The organism is Cryobacterium lyxosi, assembly GCF_004403345.1.
Classification (GTDB): domain Bacteria; phylum Actinomycetota; class Actinomycetes; order Actinomycetales; family Microbacteriaceae; genus Cryobacterium; species Cryobacterium lyxosi.
Window position 1 is genome coordinate 192507 of the sequence record NZ_SOGT01000012.1, and the last position, 21804, is coordinate 214310.

19 protein-coding genes are annotated in these 21804 nt (G+C 63.9%); 10 read left to right on the plus strand and 9 right to left on the minus strand.

Annotation, left to right across the window (positions count from 1 at the left end; genetic code table 11):
* Positions 1 to 17: 17 nt before the first annotated feature.
* The 8 genes from E3T27_RS10695 to E3T27_RS10730 form a co-directional block, all read right to left on the minus strand.
* Positions 18 to 1322: a thymidine phosphorylase gene (locus tag E3T27_RS10695; protein WP_104198261.1), complete on the minus strand. Its 1305-nt coding sequence runs from the start codon at positions 1320 to 1322 to the stop codon at positions 18 to 20.
* Entirely contained in the window at positions 1319 to 1747 is a 429-nt protein-coding gene (locus E3T27_RS10700) for a cytidine deaminase (protein ID WP_134572682.1), read from the minus strand. Before E3T27_RS10700 ends, E3T27_RS10695 begins: the two co-directional genes overlap by 4 nt.
* On the minus strand, positions 1744 to 3030 hold the full coding sequence (locus tag E3T27_RS10705; protein ID WP_134572684.1) for an ABC transporter permease: 1287 nt from the start codon (positions 3028 to 3030) through the stop codon (positions 1744 to 1746). Before E3T27_RS10705 ends, E3T27_RS10700 begins: the two co-directional genes overlap by 4 nt.
* Positions 3027 to 4322 carry an ABC transporter permease gene (locus E3T27_RS10710; protein WP_104198264.1) on the minus strand — a complete coding sequence of 432 codons (1296 nt, stop codon included), beginning with the start codon at positions 4320 to 4322 and terminating at the stop codon, positions 3027 to 3029. The genes E3T27_RS10705 and E3T27_RS10710 overlap by 4 nt, the downstream gene beginning before the upstream one ends.
* Positions 4319 to 5881: an ABC transporter ATP-binding protein gene (locus tag E3T27_RS10715; protein ID WP_134572686.1), complete on the minus strand. Its 1563-nt coding sequence runs from the start codon at positions 5879 to 5881 to the stop codon at positions 4319 to 4321. The genes E3T27_RS10710 and E3T27_RS10715 overlap by 4 nt, the downstream gene beginning before the upstream one ends.
* A 160-nt stretch (positions 5882 to 6041) precedes the next feature.
* Positions 6042 to 7145 (minus strand): BMP family lipoprotein, encoded by a 1104-nt coding sequence (locus E3T27_RS10720; protein ID WP_104198266.1) that lies wholly within the window; start codon positions 7143 to 7145, stop codon positions 6042 to 6044.
* A gap of 142 nt (positions 7146 to 7287) precedes the next feature.
* Positions 7288 to 8349: a BMP family lipoprotein gene (locus E3T27_RS10725; RefSeq protein WP_134572688.1), complete on the minus strand. Its 1062-nt coding sequence runs from the start codon at positions 8347 to 8349 to the stop codon at positions 7288 to 7290.
* Between the two features lie 63 nt (positions 8350 to 8412).
* Positions 8413 to 9534: a mannose-1-phosphate guanylyltransferase gene (locus tag E3T27_RS10730; RefSeq protein ID WP_134572690.1), complete on the minus strand. Its 1122-nt coding sequence runs from the start codon at positions 9532 to 9534 to the stop codon at positions 8413 to 8415.
* A 96-nt stretch (positions 9535 to 9630) separates the two neighbouring features.
* Between E3T27_RS10730 and E3T27_RS10735 the strand changes: the two genes are divergently transcribed.
* The 5 genes from E3T27_RS10735 (at position 9631) to E3T27_RS10755 (ending at position 14408) form a co-directional block, all read left to right on the plus strand.
* The gene (locus E3T27_RS10735; protein WP_134572692.1) at positions 9631 to 10815 is read left to right on the plus strand and encodes a glycosyltransferase family 4 protein; all 1185 of its coding nucleotides are present in this window, start codon (positions 9631 to 9633) and stop codon (positions 10813 to 10815) included.
* Positions 10816 to 10925: 110 nt separating this feature from the next.
* Positions 10926 to 11339, plus strand: a complete 414-nt coding sequence (gene sdhC / locus E3T27_RS10740) for a succinate dehydrogenase, cytochrome b556 subunit (protein ID WP_104127400.1) — start codon at positions 10926 to 10928, stop codon at positions 11337 to 11339.
* An 11-nt stretch (positions 11340 to 11350) separates the two neighbouring features.
* Entirely contained in the window at positions 11351 to 11803 is a 453-nt protein-coding gene (locus tag E3T27_RS10745) for a succinate dehydrogenase hydrophobic membrane anchor subunit (protein ID WP_104198269.1), read from the plus strand.
* 17 nt (positions 11804 to 11820) lie between these two features.
* Entirely contained in the window at positions 11821 to 13647 is a 1827-nt protein-coding gene (gene sdhA / locus E3T27_RS10750) for a succinate dehydrogenase flavoprotein subunit (protein WP_104198270.1), read from the plus strand.
* Positions 13647 to 14408 (plus strand): succinate dehydrogenase iron-sulfur subunit, encoded by a 762-nt coding sequence (locus E3T27_RS10755; protein WP_104198271.1) that lies wholly within the window; start codon positions 13647 to 13649, stop codon positions 14406 to 14408. Before sdhA ends, E3T27_RS10755 begins: the two co-directional genes overlap by 1 nt.
* 77 nt (positions 14409 to 14485) lie before the next feature.
* Here E3T27_RS10755 and E3T27_RS10760 read toward each other — a convergent pair whose 3' ends face one another.
* Positions 14486 to 15688, minus strand: a complete 1203-nt coding sequence (locus E3T27_RS10760; protein WP_134572694.1) for an ROK family protein — start codon at positions 15686 to 15688, stop codon at positions 14486 to 14488.
* Between the two features lie 164 nt (positions 15689 to 15852).
* On the opposite strand from E3T27_RS10760, the gene E3T27_RS10765 reads away from it, so the two are divergent.
* From E3T27_RS10765 to E3T27_RS10785, 5 genes are all read left to right on the plus strand, one after another.
* Positions 15853 to 17091: an ABC transporter substrate-binding protein gene (locus E3T27_RS10765; RefSeq protein WP_241992218.1), complete on the plus strand. Its 1239-nt coding sequence runs from the start codon at positions 15853 to 15855 to the stop codon at positions 17089 to 17091.
* Positions 17092 to 17111: 20 nt separating this feature from the next.
* Complete coding sequence (locus tag E3T27_RS10770; RefSeq protein ID WP_134572698.1) at positions 17112 to 18044, plus strand: carbohydrate ABC transporter permease; 933 nt, start codon at positions 17112 to 17114, stop codon at positions 18042 to 18044.
* Positions 18044 to 18949, plus strand: coding sequence for a carbohydrate ABC transporter permease (locus E3T27_RS10775; protein ID WP_134572700.1), 906 nt, complete (start codon positions 18044 to 18046; stop codon positions 18947 to 18949). The genes E3T27_RS10770 and E3T27_RS10775 overlap by 1 nt, the downstream gene beginning before the upstream one ends.
* 32 nt (positions 18950 to 18981) lie before the next feature.
* A complete protein-coding gene (locus tag E3T27_RS10780) occupies positions 18982 to 20649 on the plus strand; it encodes a glycoside hydrolase family 13 protein (RefSeq protein ID WP_104198273.1) in 1668 nt (555 codons plus the stop codon).
* Between the two features lie 76 nt (positions 20650 to 20725).
* Positions 20726 to 21796, plus strand: coding sequence for a YihY/virulence factor BrkB family protein (locus E3T27_RS10785; RefSeq protein ID WP_134572702.1), 1071 nt, complete (start codon positions 20726 to 20728; stop codon positions 21794 to 21796).
* Positions 21797 to 21804: the final 8 nt, after the last annotated feature.

Below are 21804 nucleotides of genomic sequence, written 5' to 3' on the forward strand. Positions count from 1 at the left end.
ACGCGGGTGACGCTGTGCTACCGACTCCCGATGCGCTCCGCGATCAGCGGACCGCCGGTGTGCACGGGCTCCCCCGGATCATCGATGCGCCAGGCACCAGCAACGGCCTCGAGCGCCCGGGCGAACCGCGCCGGCTCGTCCGCACTGAGGGTGAAGAGCGGCTGGCCTTCGACGACGGTGTCACCGGGCTTGGCGTGCAGGTCGATTCCGGCGGCATGCTGCACGGGATCCTGCTTGCGCGCCCGGCCAGCCCCGAGCCGCCAGGCGCCGATGCCGAAGGGCAGTGCCTGCTGTTCGACCAGCACGCCGCTCCTCTCGGCGAGCACGACGTGGGTTTCGCGGGCGACCGGCAGTGCGGCATCCGGGTCGCCGCCCTGCGCCCGAATCACCGCACGCCACTTATCCATGGCCCGGCCGTCCGTGAGGGCTGCTCCCACGTCGACGCCGGTGATTCCGGCCAGGGACAGCATCTCCTCGGCGAGAGCCACCGTGAGCTCGACCACGTCGGAAGGTCCGCCGCCGGCGAGCACCTCGACCGACTCACGCACCTCGTTGGCGTTACCGATCGCACGTCCCAGCGGCACGTTCATGTTGGTCAGCAGAGCGGATGTCGCCACCCCGGCATCTTCGCCGAGCTCCACCATCGTGCGGGCCAGTTCCCGCGACCGCTCGATGTCTTTGAGAAAGGCGCCGGAGCCGAACTTCACGTCGAGCACGAGCGCACGGGTGCCCTCGGCGATCTTCTTGGACATGATCGACGACGCGATCAGCGGAATCGACTCGACCGTGCCGGTGATGTCGCGCAGGGCGTAGAGCTTGCCGTCGGCCGGGGCCAGGCCGCTGCCGGCCGCGCACACCACGCCGCCGATCTCCTGCAACTGCTTCCGCATCTCAATGTTGGTGAGGTTGGCGCGCCAGCCCGGTATGGACTCGAGCTTGTCGAGGGTGCCGCCGGTGTGGCCGAGGCCACGGCCGGAGAGCTGTGGAACGGCCGCGCCGAACACCGCGACGAGCGGCATCAGCGGCAGGGTGATCTTGTCGCCGACACCGCCGGTGGAGTGCTTGTCGGTGGTCGGCTTGCCGAGGCCATCGAAGCTCATGCGTTCACCGCTCGCGAGCATGGCCATGGTGAGGGCGCGAATCTCGTGACGGCTCATGCCGTTCAGAAAGATGGCCATGGTCATGGCGGCCATCTGCTCGTCGCCGACAAAACCACGCGTGTAGGCGTCGATGAGCCAGTTGATCTGCGGCTCGCTGAGCTCACCGCGATCGCGCTTGGTGTGAATGAGGTCGACGGCGTCAAACGCTTCGATGGCGGTCATGGCGTGGACTCCTTGGCAGCGCGGTAGTCGGCGAGTTGGCGAGGCCCGAACGCATCCGGAAGCACCTCGTCGATGGTCTTGACCCCCGACACCGTTTCGAGCAGCATGCCCGGAGCGGAGTGTTCGTAGAGCAGCTGCCGGCAACGACCGCACGGCATGAGGATGTTGCCATTGCCGTCGACGCAGGTGAACGCGACGAGCTGGCCGCCGCCGCTGAGGTGCAGCGCCGAGACCAGACCGCACTCGGCGCAGAGGGTGAGGCCGTAGGAGGCGTTCTCCACGTTGCATCCGCTGATGACTCGCCCGTCTGTGACGAGCGCGGCGACGCCGACCGGAAACTTCGAGTACGGCACGTAGGCCGTCTTCATGGCGGCGAGGGCGACCTCGCGCAGGGCGGCCCAGTCGACCAAGTCGGCCCCGGTCATGATTTTATATACGGTTTGCCGGATGCTGCCGGGCCCCGCGACTTGCCTACGAGGCCGGCCACGGCAAATATCGTCACGAGGTAGGGCAGCATGAGCATGAACTCGCTCGGCACGGGCGAACCGATAATGCTCAGCACGTTCTGCAGATTGCTCGCGAAGCCGAACAACAGAGCGGCGAGGGTGGCGCGGATGGGATCCCAGCGGCCGAAGATCACCGCGGCGAGGGCGATGAAACCGGCTCCGGCCGTCATCTCCTTGCCAAACGCTCCCACCGAGCCCAGGGTGAAGTAGGCGCCACCGAGACCCGCGATGGCGCCGGCCAACGACACGTTCCAGAAGCGGGTGGCCGCCACATTGATGCCGACGGTATCGGCGGCCTGCGGATGTTCCCCCACGGCGCGGAGGCGCAGGCCCCACTTGGTGTGGAAAATACCGTAATACACCGCCGCAACGGCCACGTACATGATGTACACGATGAGCGTCTGGCGAAAGAACACCGGTCCGATAACAGGGATTTCACTCAGCAGCGGGATGTTGATGCGGTCGAAGCGCGGAGGCTGGTTGAGCCGGTCCGAGTTCGGAGCCAGAAGCTGCGAGAACAGAAAGCCGGTGAAGCCCGTGACGAGCACATTGAGCACGACACCGACAATAACCTGGTCGACGAAATACTTGATGGAGAACGCAGCGAGCACGAATGAAACGAGCACACCGGCGGCCATGGCGGCGAACAGGCCGGCGATGGCCGAACCGGTGAGCGAGGCCACGAGTGCTGACGTGAAAGCACCGGCGAGCAGCTGGCCCTCGATAGCGACATTGACCACGCCGACGCGCTCAGAAATGACTCCGCCAAGGGCGCCGAAGATCAGCGGAACGGCGAGGCTGAGCGAGCCGAACAACAGGCCGGGAACCGGGATGGTGTTTCCCGCGGATGCCCAGGCCAAAAAGCCGACCAGGAAAAGGAACGCGAACACACTGATCGACCAGATCGGCGTCTTCTTCGACGAGCGCACGAGCCACGAGCTCCAGCCGGTGATCAGGGCGAGGATGAGGGTGACGACGATGCCGGTGGCCCGCGTCGGCAGCTCGACCTCGGGCAGCTGGAGGAGGTCGGTCGAGGTCGAGAGACGCATGGTGCTTATCCCGTCCCTGGCGAAAACGACGAGCAGCAGGATGCCGAGGGCCGTGAAGATCGCGAGGGCGATCGGTGCTTTCCAGCTCACCAGGGTCGTGTCCCCGCTCAGGGCTGACGGGGTGCGTGGAACGCTGGGGGCAATGACGCTCATTTAGCTGCCGCCTCTTTGGTGATGATGGGCCGTTGGCGGCGGGGAAGGGCGCCGGGTGTGGGCAGACGGAAGATAGTGCGCACGAGCGGCGGCGCGGCGATGAAGAGCACGATGAGGGACTGCACCACGAGCACAATGTCAATCGGCACGCCCTCCGCGGCCTGCATCGAGAACCCACCGGCCTTGAAAGCACCGAAGAGGATGCCGGCGGCGAAGACACCCCACGGTTTGGAACGACCGAGCAGGGCGACCGTGATCGCGTCGAAGCCGATTCCGGAGTCGATTCCGGCGCCGAAACCGCTCGTCGTGGTACCGAGCACCTGGTTGATTCCGGCCAGCCCGACGAGGCCACCGGAGAACAACATGGCGTAGACGTACATGCGCTGCACGCTGATGCCCGCGACCCGCGCGGCGTTGGGGTTCTCACCCACGGCGCGAAACTGGAAGCCAATGTTGGAGCGGCTGAGCAGCCACCAGGTGAACACCGTCGCACCGATCACCAGCACGAAGCCGAAGTGCAGATTGTAGTTTGGTCCGAGCAGGTCGGGAAAGATAGCGGTCGGTTGAGTGGCGGGGCTCTGCGGGTTGTTCGAGCCGGGTGTCTTGAGAAACCCGTCGCGCAGGAGGTAGCTGACGAGGTAGAAAGCAACGTAGTTGAGCATGATGGTCGTGATCACTTCGTGGGCGCCGGTACGGGCCTTCAATAGGCCCACCAGACCGCCCCAGAGCGCGCCGCCGAGGATGCCAGCCACAAGCGCGGCAACGAGGTGGATGCCGTAGGGCAGGTCCACGGCGAAGGCTACCCAGCCGCCAATGGCCGCGGCGATGAGCATCTGCCCGCGCCCACCGATGTTGAACAAGCCCACCCGGAAGCCGAGGGCCACGCCGAGCCCCGCCGCGATCAGCGGCGTGGCGAAGGTGAGCGTCTCCGTGAGGGGCTTGATGCCGTCGGCGAAATCGGGGCGGCGAAAGTTGTAAATCGACCCTTGGAACAGGGCGGAGTACGCACCGCTCACGGCCTGCCAGATGGCGGAGACGGTATCAGCGGGGCGCGAGAAAAAGTAGCCGGACGCGGCCTGCACGTCTTTATTGGTGAACGCGATCATCACCGCGCCCACCACGAGTGCGAGCAGGACGGCGAGCACCGAGATGAGGGCGCTCCCCGTGGTGATTTCCCGGAATGCGTTGTGCCAGCGAGACTGTTCCGGCGTGTGGGGAGCTGGGCCGCGCGTCGTGGAGTCGGGAGTGCCTGCTGCTGGGGTGCTCGGGGCGGGAGTCTGACTGTCGCTCATGCGGCAGCTCCTTCTGTACGTGGCGTGTCGGTGTCGGGCGTATTCGTGGGACCGGCCGGGTTGGGCACTTCGCCGGCCATCATGAGCCCGAGCACGGAGCGAGGGGTCAGGCCGGGCACGATACCGACGATGCGACCGCGGTACATAACCATGATGCGGTCGGCCAGTGCCGCCACCTCGTCGAGCTCGGTGGAGATCACGATGACCGGCGTGCCCGCATCCCGGGTGGCAACGATGCGATCGTGCACGAACTCGATGGAACCCACGTCAAGCCCACGGGTGGGCTGGGCGGCGATGAACAGGCGCAGGGAGCGGCTGAGCTCGCGGGCGAGCACGACCTTCTGCTGGTTGCCGCCGGAGAGCCGAGCGACGGGAGTGTCGATTCCCTGCGACCGCACGTCGAACTCGGCGACTTTCTCGGTGGCGAAGCGGGAGAGGTACTCGAGCTGTACGTTGAAACGCTTGACGAACGGCTCGGTGTGCGAGCGGTCGAGCATGAGGTTCTCGGCAATGGTGAACTCGCCGACCAGGCCATCTTCGGTTCGGTCCTCCGGCACGAAGCCAACGCCGGCATCGAGCACTTGGCGTACCGTGCGGCCGCGCAGGCTTACGCCGTCGAGGGTGATCCCGCCGGTGACCCGCGGCTGGAGCCCCATCAGGGCCTCGGTCAGTTCAGTCTGGCCGTTTCCCTGCACCCCGGCAATGGCGAGGATCTCGCCGACAGCGACCGTGAAGCTCACATCGTCGACGACGACGTGGCCCAGCGCATCGTGCACCGTGAGGTTGGTCACGACCAGGGCCGCCTCACCGGGCGCGGCCTCGGTCTTCTCCACGGTGAGGTCGACCGCGCGGCCCACCATCAGCATGGCCAGTTCCTCGTTGCTCGCGGTAGGGCTGGCTTCGCCCACGACCGCGCCGAGGCGGATGACCGTGATACGGTCGGCGACTTCGCGCACTTCCCGCAGTTTGTGCGTAATGAAGACGATGGACGTGCCCGTGCGCTTCAACTGGCGCATGATCGCCATGAGCTCGTCGGTCTCCTGCGGGGTGAGCACGGCAGTGGGCTCGTCGAAAACGAGCACCTTCGCGTCCCGGGAGAGCGCTTTGATGATCTCTACCCGCTGCTGCACGCCAACGGGCAGGTCTTCCACGAGCGCGTCGGGGTCAACGTCGAATCCGAACCGTTCCGAGATCTCACGCACGCGCTTGCGGGCGGCGGGAAGATCGAGGCGGCCGCCGGAGCGCGTTTCCTCGTGCCCGAGCATCACGTTCTCGGCGACGGTAAAGACGGGGATGAGCATGAAATGCTGGTGCACCATCCCGATGCCCGCGTTCATGGCGTCTCCGGGCCCGCTGAAGTGCTGGGCTACACCGTCGAGCAGGATCTCGCCCTCTTCGGCCCGGTACAGGCCGTAGAGCACGTTCATCAGGGTGGATTTGCCGGCGCCGTTCTCGCCGAGCAGCGCGTGAATTTCACCAGCCTCGACGGTGAGGCTGATTCGGTCATTGGCAACCAGGGCGCCGAACCTCTTGGTGATGCCGCGGAGTTCGAGCTTCATGAGTCCAATTCTATTGAGCGGACGCCGCCAGCAACGCGGCGACTCAGTTCAGCGGGGCCGGGTGACGAGGAGACTCTGTCGCACCGGCACCCGCGGTCGGGAACGCGGAACGACGCCGGGGAGGCCAGCGTGAGCTGTCCTCCCCGGCGTCGTCGGTGTTTTACTTCGGTGTGGCGGGTGACTCGACCACGATCGCGCCGCTGATGATGTCGGCGGTAATGGCGTCGATCTCGGTCATGATTGCCGGGTCGACCTTGGACTCCCACTCGTGCAGGGGCGCGAGGAGCACTCCCTTGTTCTCCAGGGTGCCGACGTAGGCCTCCGAGGTGTAGTCACCCTTGGAGGCGTCCACGGTGATCCTCTTGGCGGCATCCGTCATCTGCTTCATGACCGAGGTGAGGTACATGGAGGCAAACTCGGGCGAGGTCTCGAAGAGGTCGGAGTCGACGCCGATGATGGCGACGTCCTTGCCGGAATCTTGGATTGCCTGCGCGGTGCCCTGGAAGAGCGGTCCGGCGACGGGCAGGATGATGTCAGCGCCCGCGTCGATGAGGCCCTGGCTGATGGTCTTGCCCTTGGCGATGTCGTCGAAGCTGCCTGCAAACAAGCCCGCTTGCGCGGCCTTGTCCCAGCCGAGAACCTTGACGTCTGCGCCCTTGACCTCGTTGTAGTGCGCGACGCCGTCGACGAAGCCGTCCATGAAGATGGTGACGGAGGGGAACTGCTGTCCGCCGTAGGTGCCGACGGTTCCGGTCTTGGTGGTGCCGGCGGCGAGGTAGCCCGCGAGGTAGGCGGCCTGGGCGGTGTCGTAGAGCACCGGCTTCACGTTGTCGAGCACGAGCGGACTGAAGTCATCGTTGGAGATCGCCGAGTCGATCAGCGCAAACTGCACGTCGGGGTTGGCTTTGGCCGCATCGCGGGTGGCGTTGGCCAGCGCAAACCCTACGTCGAGGATGAAGTTGCAGCCCTGATCGACCATGCTGCTCACGTTGCTCACGTACTGGTCGGCCGACTTGGATTCCGCCTGCTTGAACTCCACGCCGATTTCGTCGGCGGCCTGGCTTATGCCCTCAAAGCTCGACTGGTTGAACGACTTGTCGTCGAAGCCTCCGAAGTCGGACACGATGCAGGGCAGAAAGTCGCTGGCGGCGGCAGAGTTGGTGTTGTCGGTCGTAGCGGGCGCCTGAGCACAGGCGGCCAGCATCGCCACGGTACCGAACATTGCAAGACCGGCAAGTGCGGCCTTACGGGTCGAAATTGTCAAGAGGACCTCCAGGGTGCTGCCCAGCGAGATCGCACGGGCGTGGTGCGATCCACGTTACCCAATGTGACGGTGCGCGGATGAGCATTGTGGGTGCGCGCGCGAGTCGTTACCAAGCCGCGACATTGCCGAGACGACTTTCCCCCTATTGGGGTGTGCTGGGGCCTTCTACGGCGATGATCCCGGCTACGATCGCGGCTCTGATCTGGTCGAGCTCGGCACTCAGTTCAGGCGTGACCAGCGAGGCCAGGTCGTGGAAGTCGGCGATCTCGACGCCGCCGTTCTTCAACGTACCCACGAAAGCCGTGTTGTCGAAGGTACCGTCAAGGTCGGACCCGATGGTTTCCACAACAGCGGCCGAGGTGTTCTTCAGCACACTCGTGAGTACGACGGACTGGAATTGTGCCGGCAAGGTGACATAGCCATCGTTATCGACCCAAATAATAGAGACTCCCGGTGTTTCAACGGCGGCGGCGGCGGCGCCCTGCCCGACCTGGCCGGCCACCGGCAAAATTATGTCAGCGCCCTGGTCGATGAACGCCTGGGCAAAGGCCTTGCCCTTGTTGACGTCTTCGAAATCGCCGGTGAAGCTGCCGTCCTGGGTGTCCTTGTTCCAGCCGAGCACCTGCACCGCAGCTGTGTGCTTGTCGTTGTACATGGCGACGCCGTCGACGAAACCGTCCATGAACAGGGTGACGGGCGGCTGGTTGCCGCCACCGAAGGTGGCCACAATGCCGGTCTTGCTCACGCCGGCCGCAAGGTAGCCGGCCAGAAAGGACGCCTGCGCGGTGTCGAAGACGATCGGTTTCACGTTGGGCGCATCGACGACCTCGTCGACGATCGCGAAGTGTACGTCGGGGTTGGCCGTCGCCTCGGCGAGCGTGGCATCGGCGAGTTCAAAGCCGACGGTGAGAACGAACTGGCATCCGGTCGCAACGGCCTGGCTCACATTGGGTGCCAGATCGCTCTCCGACGTCGACACGATCGCCTCGGTGCCGATGCTGTACTTCGTCGCCGCCTCCTGCAGCCCTTCCCAGCTGGACTGGTTGAAGGACCGGTCGTCGAGACCGCCCGAGTTCGTGACCATACGGGCGCAATAGTCCGGCGCTGTTGCATCCGTTGTCGCGGTCGGTGTCGGTGCCTGCGCGCACCCGGCCAGCAGCAGAGCGGATGCCGCGAGAGCAGAAACAGCAATCAAGTGACGCATAAAGACACTCCCTTTAGCATGAACTGGAATTCTACTCAGTGCGAGCCGAACACCGGTACCGGTTTAGAGCACATCGCTCGAACCCGAGAGCTTCAGCGCGTCGACGACCGCCTTGACCTTCTGGGCGTTCGCACTCGTGGTGACCAGCAACGCGTCAGGCGTGTCGATCACGACGATATCTTCGACGCCGATCAGCGCGATCATGCGGCCGGTGTGGCTGACCACGATGCCGCTCGACGAGTCGGCGAGCACCCGTGCTCCCTCGCCGAGGATGGCCAGGTTGGCCTTGCGTCCGCCCGAATGCAGCTTGGCGATCGAGGCGAAGTCGCCCACGTCGTCCCAGTCGAACTGGCCGGGAATCACCACGAGCTTGCCGGCGGCGGCGGCCGGTTCAGCGACCGAGTAGTCGATGGCGATCTTCTTCAGGCGCGGCCAGACTTGGTCGACGACGGCGCCGCGGGCCGGGGTATCCCAGGCGGCAGCCAGTTCGATGAGCCCGGCGTACAGCTCGGGCTCGGCCGCCTCAATCTCGGCCAGCAGGCGGTCGGCACGGGCAATGAAGATGCCGGCGTTCCACAAGTGATGGCCGTCGGCGAGGTAGCGCTCCGCAACATCGGGGCTGGGCTTTTCGACGAAGGAGTCAACGGCCAGGGCGCTCGGTGCCCCATCGATCGCCAGAGAAGCGGCGCTCTTGATGTAACCGAAGCCGATCGCGGGCTCGGTCGGCTGAATGCCGATCGTGACGATATAGCCGGCATCCGCTGCGACAACCGCCTCCAGCACCGCCGAACGAAACAGCGCGTCGCCCTTGATGACATGGTCGGCGGGAAACGACCCGATGATCACGCCGGGTTCACGCAGCTCCAGAATGGCCGCGGCGAGGCCGATCGCGGCGGTCGAGTCGCGCGGTTCGCTCTCGAGTACAACGTTCGGGTCGGTCAGTTCGGGCAACTGCTGTTCAACGGCAGCACGGTGCGCCCGCCCGGTGACCACCATGATGCGCTGCTCGTTCGAAAGCGGAACGAGGCGATCCCAGGTGTCGCGCAGTAGGGTGTGTCCAGACCCGGTGAGGTCGTGCAGAAATTTGGGGGCATCCGCTCGCGACAGCGGCCACAGTCGGGAGCCGATACCGCCGGCGGGAATCACGCTGTACAGGCGGTCGATGGGCTCAGTGGACGTAATCATGCGCCCAGACTATCCGGCGCCCGCACTCCGACGGCGCGAGACCACTGTTCATGCGCCCGTTACTCGGCGGCAATGCTCGTTGTTTACTCTCAGACCATGCGGATCGCAGTAATCAGCGAAAGTTTTCTCCCCACCGTCAGCGGTGTGACCACGAGCGTCTGCCGGGTGCTCGAGCACCTGGCCGCCGCCGGTCACGAGGCCATGGTCATCGCCCCCCACGGCGCCCCCGTCGAGTATGCCGGTTTTCCGGTGCACACCGTCTCGGCGGTCAACTACCGTGAGTTTCCGGTCGGCATGCCGAGCCCGCAGGTGCAGAAGTTGCTCGCTGACTTTCGCCCCGATGTCCTGCACGCAGCCTCCCCGTTTCTGCTCGGCGCCCAGGGCATCAGCGCCGCCAACCGGCTCGACATTCCCTCCGTCGCGATCTTTCAGACGGATGTCGCCGGCTACGCGCACCGAAACCACCTCGGCCCCGCCACCGCCCTGGCCTGGCGGTTCGTGAAGTGGGTGCACGAGGGCGCCACCCGCACTCTCGTGCCGTCGTCGTCGTCGATGGCTGCCCTGCTGCGCCTCGGCGTTCCCCGCCTGGCGATGTGGACTCGCGGAGTCGATCTCGCCGGGTTTCACCCGAATCTGAAGAATGACCCGGCGGTCGCCGCCCTGCGGGAACGAATTGCGCCGCAGCACGACGCCTTCACGCGCAATGGCGCTGAGCCTGACGTGATTGTCGGGTATGTCGGCCGGATGGCCCCGGAGAAGCAGGTGGAGCGACTGCGTGCACTGCGCGGGGTGCCGGGCATCCGTTTAGCTCTCGTCGGAGACGGGCCGAGCGTCCCTTCGATTCGGCGCGCTCTCTCGGGTATGCCCGTCACCTGGCTGGGACGCCTGTCGGGCCGCGAATTGGCCATTGCCTACGCGAGCTTTGACGTATTCGTGCACGCGGGTACCGAAGAAACCTTTGGTCAGACGCTGCAGGAGGCGCACGCCGCCGGCCTGCCCGTCGTGGCCCCGCACGCTGGCGGACCGATCGACCTCGTGACGCACGGCGTGAACGGGTACCTGTTTCGACCGGACGACGACTACGACCTGCGGCACTGGGTGTACCAGCTCGCACGTGATCCGATGTTGCGGGCACGCATGGGCGAAGCCGGGCGACGCGCAGTGCTTGGGCGCTCCTGGCCGACGGTCTGCGCCGAACTGGTCGACTACTACGAGCAAGCCGTCGACGAGCGACTGGCCGTGCGCGCCGGCACGCACATACCACCCTCGATGCAACGTTAGGGCAACCTAACTGACACGAGCGGGCGGCACGCTTGTAGAATAATGGCATGTGCTTATAGCGCATTCTCGGTCTCACTAAAGAGCCATTATTCAGCCAGGGAGGGTTGTTCATGCCACAGACGGCAGGAACCCTAGATTCTCAGCAGAAGACGACGTCACGTCGCCCCGCCGGCACCCTGTATCGGGGCAACACGGGGATGTGGTCGTGGGTATTGCACCGCATCACGGGCGTCGCGATTTTCTTCTTTCTGCTCGTTCATATTCTCGACACGGCGCTCGTGCGGGTCAGTCCCGAAGCGTACAACGCGGTTATCGCGCAGTACCAGACGCCGATCATGGGCCTCGGTGAGGTCGCACTCGTCGGAGCCATCGTGTTCCACGCGTTCAACGGGCTGCGGATCATTCTGATCGACTTCTGGAACGCCAAGTACCAGCGGGTGCTGTTCTACGTCGTCATCGGCCTGTGGGTCGTCACCATGCTGGGCTTCGTGCCGCGCCACCTCATCAACGTGTTCAGCCACTAGGGGGCGACATTATGACTTCAACAATCGAAGCTCCCCGCAGCCCATACAGCCACTCCACCAAGAAGAGCGGTGTCAACTGGGAAAAGTGGGGCTGGATCTACATGCGTGTCTCCGGCGTCGTGCTGGTCGTGCTCATCTTCGGCCACCTGTTCGTCAACCTCATGATCGGCGAGGGCGTCAGCGCCCTGAACTTCGCGTTCGTGGCCGGCAAGCTGACCAACCCGTTCTGGATGGTCTGGGATGTCATCATGCTCTGGCTCGCTCTGATTCACGGCGGCAACGGTATGCGCACCCTCGTCAATGACTACGCGACCTCGCGAATCAGCCGCGGCATCCTCAAGGTTGCCATTCTGGTCAGTGTTGTCTCGTTGATCGTGCTCGGCACCCTCGTGGTGTTCACCTTCGATCCCTGCCCCGCCGGTGCGCCCGCCGACCTCGTTGCCTCGTTCTGTACGTCCCTCTAGGAGCTGCACACACACATATGACTTCTTCTACTTCACCCGCCGTTCCCAATCCGGCTCCGGAGTCCACCGTCGTAGACGGCGTGCACTACCACCAGCACGACATCGTCATTGTGGGAGCGGGTGGGGCTGGCATGCGTGCCGCCATCGAAGCCGGCCCCCACGCCAGTACAGCGGTCATCTCCAAGCTCTACCCGACGCGTTCGCACACCGGTGCGGCACAGGGCGGCATGGCCGCGGCCCTGGCCAACGTCGAGGAAGACAACTGGGAATGGCACACCTTCGACACGATCAAGGGCGGCGACTACCTGGTCGACCAGGACGCTGCCGAGATCCTGGCCAAGGAAGCCATCGACGCGGTCATCGACCTCGAAAACATGGGCCTGCCGTTCAACCGTACGCCGGAGGGCAAGATCGACCAGCGTCGTTTCGGCGGCCACACCCGCGACCACGGCAAGAGCCCGGTTCGCCGCTCCTGCTATGCCGCCGACCGCACCGGCCACATGATTCTGCAGACGCTGTACCAGAACTGCGTCAAGCGCGGCATTAACTTCTTCAACGAGTACTACGTGCTCGACCTCGTCATGACCAGCGTCGACGGCGTCGACCAGCCATCGGCCGTGGTCGCCCTCGACCTGTCGAGCGGCGAGTTGCACGTTTTCCAGGGCAAGGCGTTCATCTTCGCCACCGGCGGTTTCGGAAAAATCTACAAGACCACCTCGAACGCGCACACCCTCACCGGTGACGGCGTCGGTATCGTCTGGCGCAAGGGCCTTCCGCTCGAGGACATGGAGTTCTTCCAGTTCCACCCGACCGGCCTGGCCGGGCTGGGCATCCTCTTGACTGAGGGAGCCCGCGGTGAGGGCGCCATTTTGCGGAACGCCTCCGGAGAGCGCTTCATGGAACGCTACGCGCCGACCATCAAGGACCTCGCCCCGCGTGACATCGTCTCGCGCTGCATGCTCAAGGAGGTTGCTGAGGGTCGCGGCGCCGGGCCGGAGAAAGACTACCTGTACCTCGACTGCACGCACCTCGGCAAGGAACTGCTCGAGACCAAGCTGCCCGACATCACCGAGTTCGCCCGCACCTATCTCGGCGTTGACCCGGTCACCGAACCGGTGCCGGTCATGCCGACCGCGCACTATGCGATGGGCGGAATCCCCACCAACGTGAAGGCCGAAGTCTGGCGCAACAACGAAGAGGTCGTTCCCGGCTTATACGCCGCCGGCGAATGCGCCTGCGTCTCGGTGCACGGCTCCAATCGCCTCGGCACCAACTCGCTGCTGGACATCAACGTGTTCGGAAAGCGTGCTGGCAACAACGCGGTCGAGTACGTCAAGACGGCCTCGTTCACGCCCCTGCCGGAAGACCCGGCCAAAGAGGTGCGCGAACTGCTGGAAGGCATCCGCTCATCGACTGGAACCGAACGCATTGCCGTGCTGCGTAAGATTCTGCAGGAGGAGATGGACAAGAAGGCCCAGGTGTTCCGCACCGACGAGTCCCTCGCCGAGGTCACCGAGACCATCCACCTGCTGCGTGAGCGTTACAAGAACATCGGCGTGCAAGACAAGGGCCGACGGTTCAATACCGACCTGCTCGAGGCGGTCGAACTCGGTTTCTTGCTCGACCTCGCTGAGGTTGTCGTCTACTCCGCCCGCAACCGCAAGGAAAGCCGCGGCGGACACCAGCGTGAGGATTACCTCGTGCGCGACGACGAGAACTACCTCAAGCACACCATGGCCTACCTCAAGGGTGACGCCATGAGCGCGGATGCCGCCGACCACATCAAACTCGACTGGAAACCGGTTGTCATCACCCGTTACCAGCCGATGGAGAGGAAGTACTAGTGAGTTCCGCCACGATTGATCAGAAGCCCGTCGTTCCCGAGGAGATCAAGTCCTTCACGGTGACGCTCATTATTCGTCGGTTCAACCCGGAGGTCGACGACGAGCCGCACTGGCAGGATTTCGATGTGCAGCTTTACCCGACCGACCGCGTGCTCGACGCGCTGCACAAGATCAAGTGGGAACAGGACGGGTCGCTGACCTTCCGTCGCTCGTGCGCACACGGCGTCTGCGGCTCGGACGCCATGCGCATCAACGGCCGCAATCGTCTCGCTTGCAAGACGCTCATGAAGGACCTCGACGTCACGAAGCCCATCTACGTGGAGGCCATCAAGGGCTTGCCGCTGGAGAAGGACCTCATCGTCGACATGGAGCCGTTCTTCGACTCGTTCAAGGCGGTGCAGCCGTTCCTCATGAACAGCGTCACCCCGGTCAAGGGCAAGGAACGCATCCAGACGGTCGCCCAGCGCGCCCGTTTCGACGACACCACCAAGTGCATTCTGTGTGCAGCGTGCACGTCGAGCTGCCCGGTGTTCTGGACCGACGGCCAGTACTTCGGCCCGGCCGCGATCGTCAACGCGCACCGCTTCATCTTCGACTCCCGCGATGAGAATGCGGCCGTGCGCCTCGACATTCTCAACGACAAGGAGGGCGTGTGGCGCTGCCGCACGACCTTCAACTGCACGGAGGCCTGCCCCCGCGGCATCCAAGTGACCCAGGCCATCTCCGAGGTCAAGCAGGCCATCATGCGCGGCAAGGCGTAACTGTCACCCAGGCCCGCTGGCGGGCCTCGATCTCATTCACTTCAAACGTGACACCGTGGCCGAAAGTCACTTTCAGTCTACGTATTGAGGGAAAAGCGCAACGGGTCGCTGCGAATGAGTTCGAGGCCGCGGTGGATTGCGCCCAGCCCGACGGCGCGAGCGCCCAGCGGAGAAGCTACGAGCGTTGGAACCTGACCGTGCATGAACGCCGCCAGAATGGGCTCGGCCCGCTCAATCAACAGGTCCGCAGCCGGAGCAATGGCCCCGCCGATGATGATGCGTTCTGTGTCCAACAGGCCACCCAGCACCGCACACACCCGGGCGAGACGCGCCGCTAACCGGTCGACGATACCCACTGCGGTCGCATCGCCAGCTCGAGCGGCCGCGAACACGTCCAAAGCCTCCACCTGGCCCGCGGCGAGCGGACTCGTGATCGGGATTGTGCCCTTGACCCGTGCCGCGTCAGTCCAGGCCACCGCGAGTCGACCCAGTCCATCGGCAGATCCAACGCCATCGACGAGGTCGAGAAGGTGAAGCTCGCCGACTCCACCCCGGGCACCCCGCACGAGGGCTCCGTTCGCCATGACCCCCGCGCCGAACCGGGCTCCGGAGAGCAGATTCACGAAGGAGGATACCCCGACTCCTGCCCCGATCGCGCCCTCCGCAATTGCCGCCAGGTTTGCGTCGTTCTCTACCACGACGCTCCAGCCACGCTGGCCGAACAGCTGTGCGAAACCCGGATTCATCCGTGCCCAGAAGCCGTCATCTCCCCGCGGTGACACACCGTTTTCGTCCGTGGGTGCAGGAACGCCGATGACTGCGGCGAGCACGGATCGCTCCGATGCGCCGGCGCCGTCGACGGCCAGGTTCACGGCCCTTTCCACGGCGCGCCGCCGGTCGAGAGCGCTATCCGATCGAGGGGTGATCGGCTCGGGCGATGACGCCAGCACGCTACCTTGCAGGTCGGTCACCCAGGCCGAAACATGATGTTGCCCAGCGTCGACCGCGACAACGTGGGCAGCGCTGCTGCGGAAAGCGTAACGCCTCGCTGGCCGGCCTTTGCTGTACGCCCCGGCCTCGCGGGTGTCACTCAATTCGTGAATCCACCCCTTCACGATGAGCTCGTCACATACCCGTAAAACGGTTGATCTGGTCAGCCCGGAGGCAACGATTGCGTCGCTCGCGGTGAAGGCACCCGTGTCCCAGGCAAACTGCACGACTCGTCCGGCGTTGATACGTCGCAGCAATTGCGTCGACACCGCGCCAAGTGATTGCTCCATTGATGTGACTTTACCGATCCTGGAAACGAAACTGGCTTTTTCTAACTAAATCTATATCCTAGATTTAGTACTGGTTGTTTATCGGCCGGTGCGCTGCGATTCATCTAGGAGACAAAGACGTGTTCTCGAAAATTCTCACCCCTCGACCTCTCAGCAGACGGTCCGTGCTTGGTGGTGCTGCCGCTGCAGCTGTCAGCCTCGGCCTGAGTGCGTGTACACCCGCCCGTTTTGGATCCGGTTTTACCGAGATAACGTTCCACCAAAGTAAGCCGGAGGTCATCGGCTACTTCGACGAGGTGATCGAGAATTTTCACGCAGCCCAGAGTCGCATTCGCGTGGTGCACGATTTCTCGTCCAACCTGTCGGCCGGCTTCGTGCGGAGCAACCCACCTGACCTCGGCTGCCTGAACTACAACTTCGAGATCGCGCGTTACGTCGAGCACGGTGCCCTGAGCGACCTATCCGACCTGCCCGAGGCGAAGCGGATCAACGCCGACCTTGTGCCGTTGATCGAACAGACCGCGACCTATCCCGGGCGCACGAGCGTTATCCCTTACTCCTTCATGGCGGCGGGTGTGCTCTACAACCGGCAGATCTTTGCCGAACAGGGCCTCACGGTGCCCACCACGTGGAGCGAGTTCATCGCCGTGTGCGACGTACTCACCGCAGCGGGTATCACGCCGATCTACGGCACCTTCAAGGACCCCTGGACCGTGTCACAGGGGCTCTTCGACTACACGGTGGGCGGAAGCGTCGACGTTGCATCGCTGTTCAACGAACTTGAATCGCTGGGACACAACGTCGGCCCGTCATCATCCGTGTCGTTTGAGAAGGCTCTGGCCCACCCGATGAAGCGCATGGTTGAGCTTGCCGCCTACGTGAACGCAGATGCCAACAGCCGCAGTTACGGCGACGGCAACCTCGCTTTCGCCAACGGCGAGGCCGCCATGTATTTTCAAGGACCCTGGGCGCTGAGCGAGATCGCCAAGACCGCTCCCGATCTGCCCATTGGGGCGTTCCCTCTGCCGATGACAGAAGTGGCCGCCGACCGCAAGATCCGAGTCAACGTCGACCTTGCCCTGTGGATTCCGGAGGCATCGACCAAGAAGGCCGCAGCGCGGGAGTTTCTTTCCTACCTGATGCAACCAGAAATCATCAACGCCTATAACGCCGTCAACAACGCCTTCGGCGTCACAACGGATGCCCCGCCCGTCACCCATCCCACTCTGGTCGACTTACAGCCGTTCTATGATGACGCCGCATTCTCCCTAGGCGCTTCACAGCTGGTTCCCCAGAGCATCCCCGTGCAAAATTATGCGCAGGCAATGGTGCTCGACGACGATCCTGCCGCAACGCTGCGCACCCTCGACGCCGACTGGGCGCGACTCGCCTTCCGTTCCTGACCGACAACGAAGGACATCCCATGGCCATCTCACTCCATGCCCGGGCCAAGATCCCCGGCACTGCGGTTCCCCACACCGGCTCGAAGTCGGCGCGTGCCGACCGTGTCGACCCGACTTTCCACTTATTCCTTTTTCCGACCCTGGTGCTGTTCACGCTCGCGATCACCCTGCCAGCGCTCATGGGTATTTTCTTCAGTTTCACCGACTCGATCGGCTTCGGGGAGTGGAGTTTCACCGGCTTCACGAACTATGTCGCCCTGTTCTCCGATCCGGCCGTACTCAACTCGTACGGTTTCACGATCGGGCTGGCATTAGTGACGGTGATACTGGTCAATATCATCGCATTCCTGCTCGCGATTGCCCTCACCGCTCGCATCCGCGGCACGGTCGCCCTGCGCGCCGTGTTCGTCTTGCCCATGGTGGTATCAGGCATCATCATTGCGTTCGTCTTCAATTTCTTGTTCTCCAACTCGCTGCCAGCCTTCGCTGAGTCGATCGGATTCGCGCCCCTGGTCGGCAGCATGCTCTCTGATCCGAACCTGGCGTGGATCGCCATCTCGCTCGTAACCGCGTGGCAGGCGATACCGTCGGCACTGCTGATCTACATCGCTGGTGTCCTGTCGATTCCTGGTGATGTTCACGAGGCAGCGTCACTCGACGGGGCGTCGACGTGGGCACAGCTGCGTTTGATCACCCTTCCGCTCATTTCCGGCTACGTCCTCATCAATCTGGTCATCGGCTTCAAGAACTTTCTGAATGCCTATGACATCATCTTCGGCCTGACTAACGGGGGTCCGGGGACCTCGACGAGAAGCATCGCGATGGTGATCTTTTCCGGATTCACCAGCGGGGACTACGCGTATCAGATGGCCAATGCCACGATCTTCTTTTTGATCGCCCTCGTGATTGCCCTCATCCAAGTGCGCCTCACCCGCGGAAAGGCGGCCTTCTGATGACCAGCCAGTTGCTGATTGCTCCCACCGATACCGTTTGGCGCAGTACCGAGTCCGACCAGGTCAGGCAGCGTCGGCGCAACCGCAGAAAGCGTCCGCGGCTCACGCTCACACTCGTGCTCGTACTGTGTTCCCTTGCGGTGCTCGCGCCGCTCTATGTGACCGTGTCGATGGCTTTCAAAACGACGGCACAAGCCGTCAACGGAAACGCATTCTCACTTCCGTCACCATTTTCGGTCGACGGATTTCTCGCTGCCTGGAGTCTCACCGACTTTCCGCGTGGTTTCGCCATCTCGGTGTTCGTCACCACGACCACGGTGCTCGGGACGATTCTGCTCAGCGCTCTCGCCTCCTATGCAATCTCGCGCAATTGGCACCGTCGCTTCTTTCGCTGGTCGTTCTACTATCTCCTCGCGGCGATGTTCTTGCCTTTCCCCGTTCTCGCCCTGTCCCAGGTCACCCTCACCGGACTCGTCGGGCTGGATAACCCGATCGGCGTGGCCATATTGCACGTCATGTTTCAGCTGTCGTTCAGCATCCTGCTCTTCACGGCTTTCCTCCGGTCACTCCCCGAGGAGCTCGAAGAAAGCGCGCGGCTCGATGGGGCGACGACGGGGCAAGTCTTTTGGAAAATCGTGTTTCCGCTTTTGGCACCGATGAGCGCTACCGTCGGAATTTTCGCGTTCCTCGTGTCGTGGAACGACTTCATGATGCCATCGCTCATCACGTCCGATCCGTCGTTACAGACTCTCCCCGTTCTGCAAAGCATCTTCCAGACGCAGTTCAGCAACAACTACAACGTTGCGTTCGCTTCATACCTCCTCGCCCTGGCTCCCGCAATCATCGTCTACCTCTTCACGCAGCGCTGGGTGATGTCCGGAGTCACGCAAGGCGCCATCAAATAACGACCTGACCAACCACCCTCACAAAGGAAATCATGACCAACGTCCTCGACGCCCAACCCGACACGATCGATGCCAACAGCGCCGCCGCCTGGTGGCGACAGGCGGCCGTTTACCAGATCTACCCACGCTCATTCGCGGATTCGAACGGCGACGCCATCGGCGATCTGCCCGGCATCACGACGCGGGTTCCCTATCTTCAGACCCTTGGAGTGGACGCGGTCTGGCTCAGTCCGTTCTATCCATCCGCCCTCGCCGACGGCGGCTACGACGTCGACGACTACCGCGACGTCGACCCCAAACTGGGAACCCTCGCCGATTTCGACGACATGGTCACGGCGCTCCATGACGCCGGGTTGCGCCTCATCGTCGATATCGTGCCCAACCACACGTCAAACCGACACGAATGGTTCCGCGAGGCGCTGGCGTCACCCCGCGGATCCGCGGCCCGCGCTCGATACATCTTCCGCGACGGCCTCGGCACAAACGGTACTCAGCCACCCGCCGATTGGACGTCCACGTTCGGCGGCCCGGCGTGGGAACCCGTTGGTGACGGCCAGTGGTACCTGCACTACTTCGCGCCGGAACAACCCGACCTCAATTGGAAGAACAGCGAGGTTCGAGCAGATTTCGTGCACACACTGCGATTTTGGTCGGATCGGGGTGTCGACGGCTTCCGTATCGATGTTGCACACGGTCTCGCGAAAGATCTCCCTCAGTCGCTACCGTCACAGGCCGACCTCGACGCCCCGCACGAAGCTGGGTCGCATCCCATGTGGGACCGTGACGACGTGCACGATATCTATGCCGAGTGGCGCACGGTGTTCAACTCCTATGACCCTCCTCGCACCGCCGTCGCTGAGGCGTGGGTCATCCCCTCCCGCCGCGCCCGCTATGCCAGTGCAGAAGGTCTCGGGCAGGCCTTCAACTTCGACCTCCTCGAAGCGGATTTCGACGCCACGGCGTTCCGTGATGTCATCACGTTCAACCTCGAGCTGGCTGCAGAGTCTGGATCGTCGACGACGTGGGTATTCTCCAATCACGACGTCGTCCGCCACGCGACGCGTTATGGCCTTCCTCCTCGTGCCGGAAGTACCGTGAAACAAGGCACGGAATGGCTACTCAGCGGCGGAACAACGCCGGCCCTCGACGCCGAACTCGGACTTCGTCGAGCTCGCGCAGCCACGCTGCTCGAACTGGCGCTGCCGGGATCTTCCTACCTGTATCAAGGAGAAGAACTCGGCTTGCTCGAGGTCGCTGATATCCCAGCCGATGACCGCCAGGACCCCGTGTTCTTCCGGAGTCAGGGTATCGATGTCGGACGCGACGGATGCCGCGTTCCGCTGCCCTGGTCGAAAACAGGTCCCTCATTCGGATTCGGTGCCGGTGCCGCGCACCTACCCCAACCGGCGTGGTTCCACGGCCTGTCCGTGGAGGCACAGGAACACGACACGAATTCAACGCTGACCCTGTACCGCCGGGCGCTCGAGCTGCGCCGCGAGTTCCAGACGGACGAGCGTCTCGAATGGATCGACACCGAACTACCCGATGTTTTGGCGTTCAGCCGGCCAAACGGGTGGACCAGCGTGACAAACTTCGGCGTCGCACCGGTCGCGCTGCCAGAGGGCACCGTCCTGGTGACCAGCTCGCCCCTGACTGCTGGATTACTTCCCGGCGCAGCGACCGCTTGGCTGCTCCGGTAGGACACCCACGCACTGCCGGGTGCGTCAGTCACTCTTCGCTGGTGAACGAGGCGTCCTCGTCGTTAAGCTGTAGCTCGTGGAAGAGTTTCTGGCGCGCATCCAAGCGTGGCGTCCGGTGCGGGTGTTCGCCCACTTCACCAATGTGGGTGGCGGCATCCTCGCCGGCGGGATGTCGTACCAGGCCATCTTCGCCATCTTTGCGGCAGTCTGGGTAGGGTTCTCCATCGCCGGCCTGTTTCTTACCGCGAATCAGGGACTGCTGAACGCTTTGTACGCGATCATCAACCAGTCGGTTCCGGGCCTGATCGGCACCGACGCCATCATCGATCCGAAGGTACTCGCCACCACCGGCGTACTCACCTGGACCGGCGCCATTGCCCTGGCGGGATTGCTCCTGACCGCCCTCGGCTGGCTCTCGACCACCGCACAGGCGGTGCGCACCGTCTTCGGGATGCCCCCACAAACCACATTCTTCATCTGGGTCAAGCTGCGCGAGCTCGGCCTGGGGCTGATCTTCGGGCTCGCCCTGGTCGTGTCAGCGCTCGTCTCCCTCGCGAGCACCGCGCTGCTCGGCGCCCTGTTTCGCCTCTTTCAGATTGCGCAGGATTCGTTCTTCTACGAGGCGTCTGCTCGCGGCATCGGCCTGGCCGTCGTACTCGTCATCGACACGCTCACCCTCGCCGGCCTGTTCCGGGTGCTGTCACGGGTGCGTATTCCGGTGCGACGGCTGTTCGCCGGGGCACTGCTCGGCGGTGTCGCCCTCGGACTATTGAAAATTCTCGGTGGAGTGCTCCTCGGTGGCGCCAGCCGCAACCCACTGCTGGCAACCTTCGCCGTGATCATCGGTCTGCTGGTCTGGTTCAACCTCGTGAGTTCCGTGACACTCATCGCGGCCTCGTGGATCGCGGTCGGCATGGCCGACGCGGGCATTCCGCCGCACACACTCAGCGCCGACGAGGCTGCCAACCGGCACGAGAAACGGATGCGGGACGCCCTCCGATTGACCGCGCAGGCCGAGCTCACAGCAGCCCAGGCCGGCCTCGATACGTCGCCGTGGTATGCCCGGTGGGCCGCCGGCCGCCGCCTGAAGGCGGCGAAAGCGCGGGTGGCGGAGTGCGCCCTGGCCGATTCGGCAGATGCGCGCTAACTAGACTT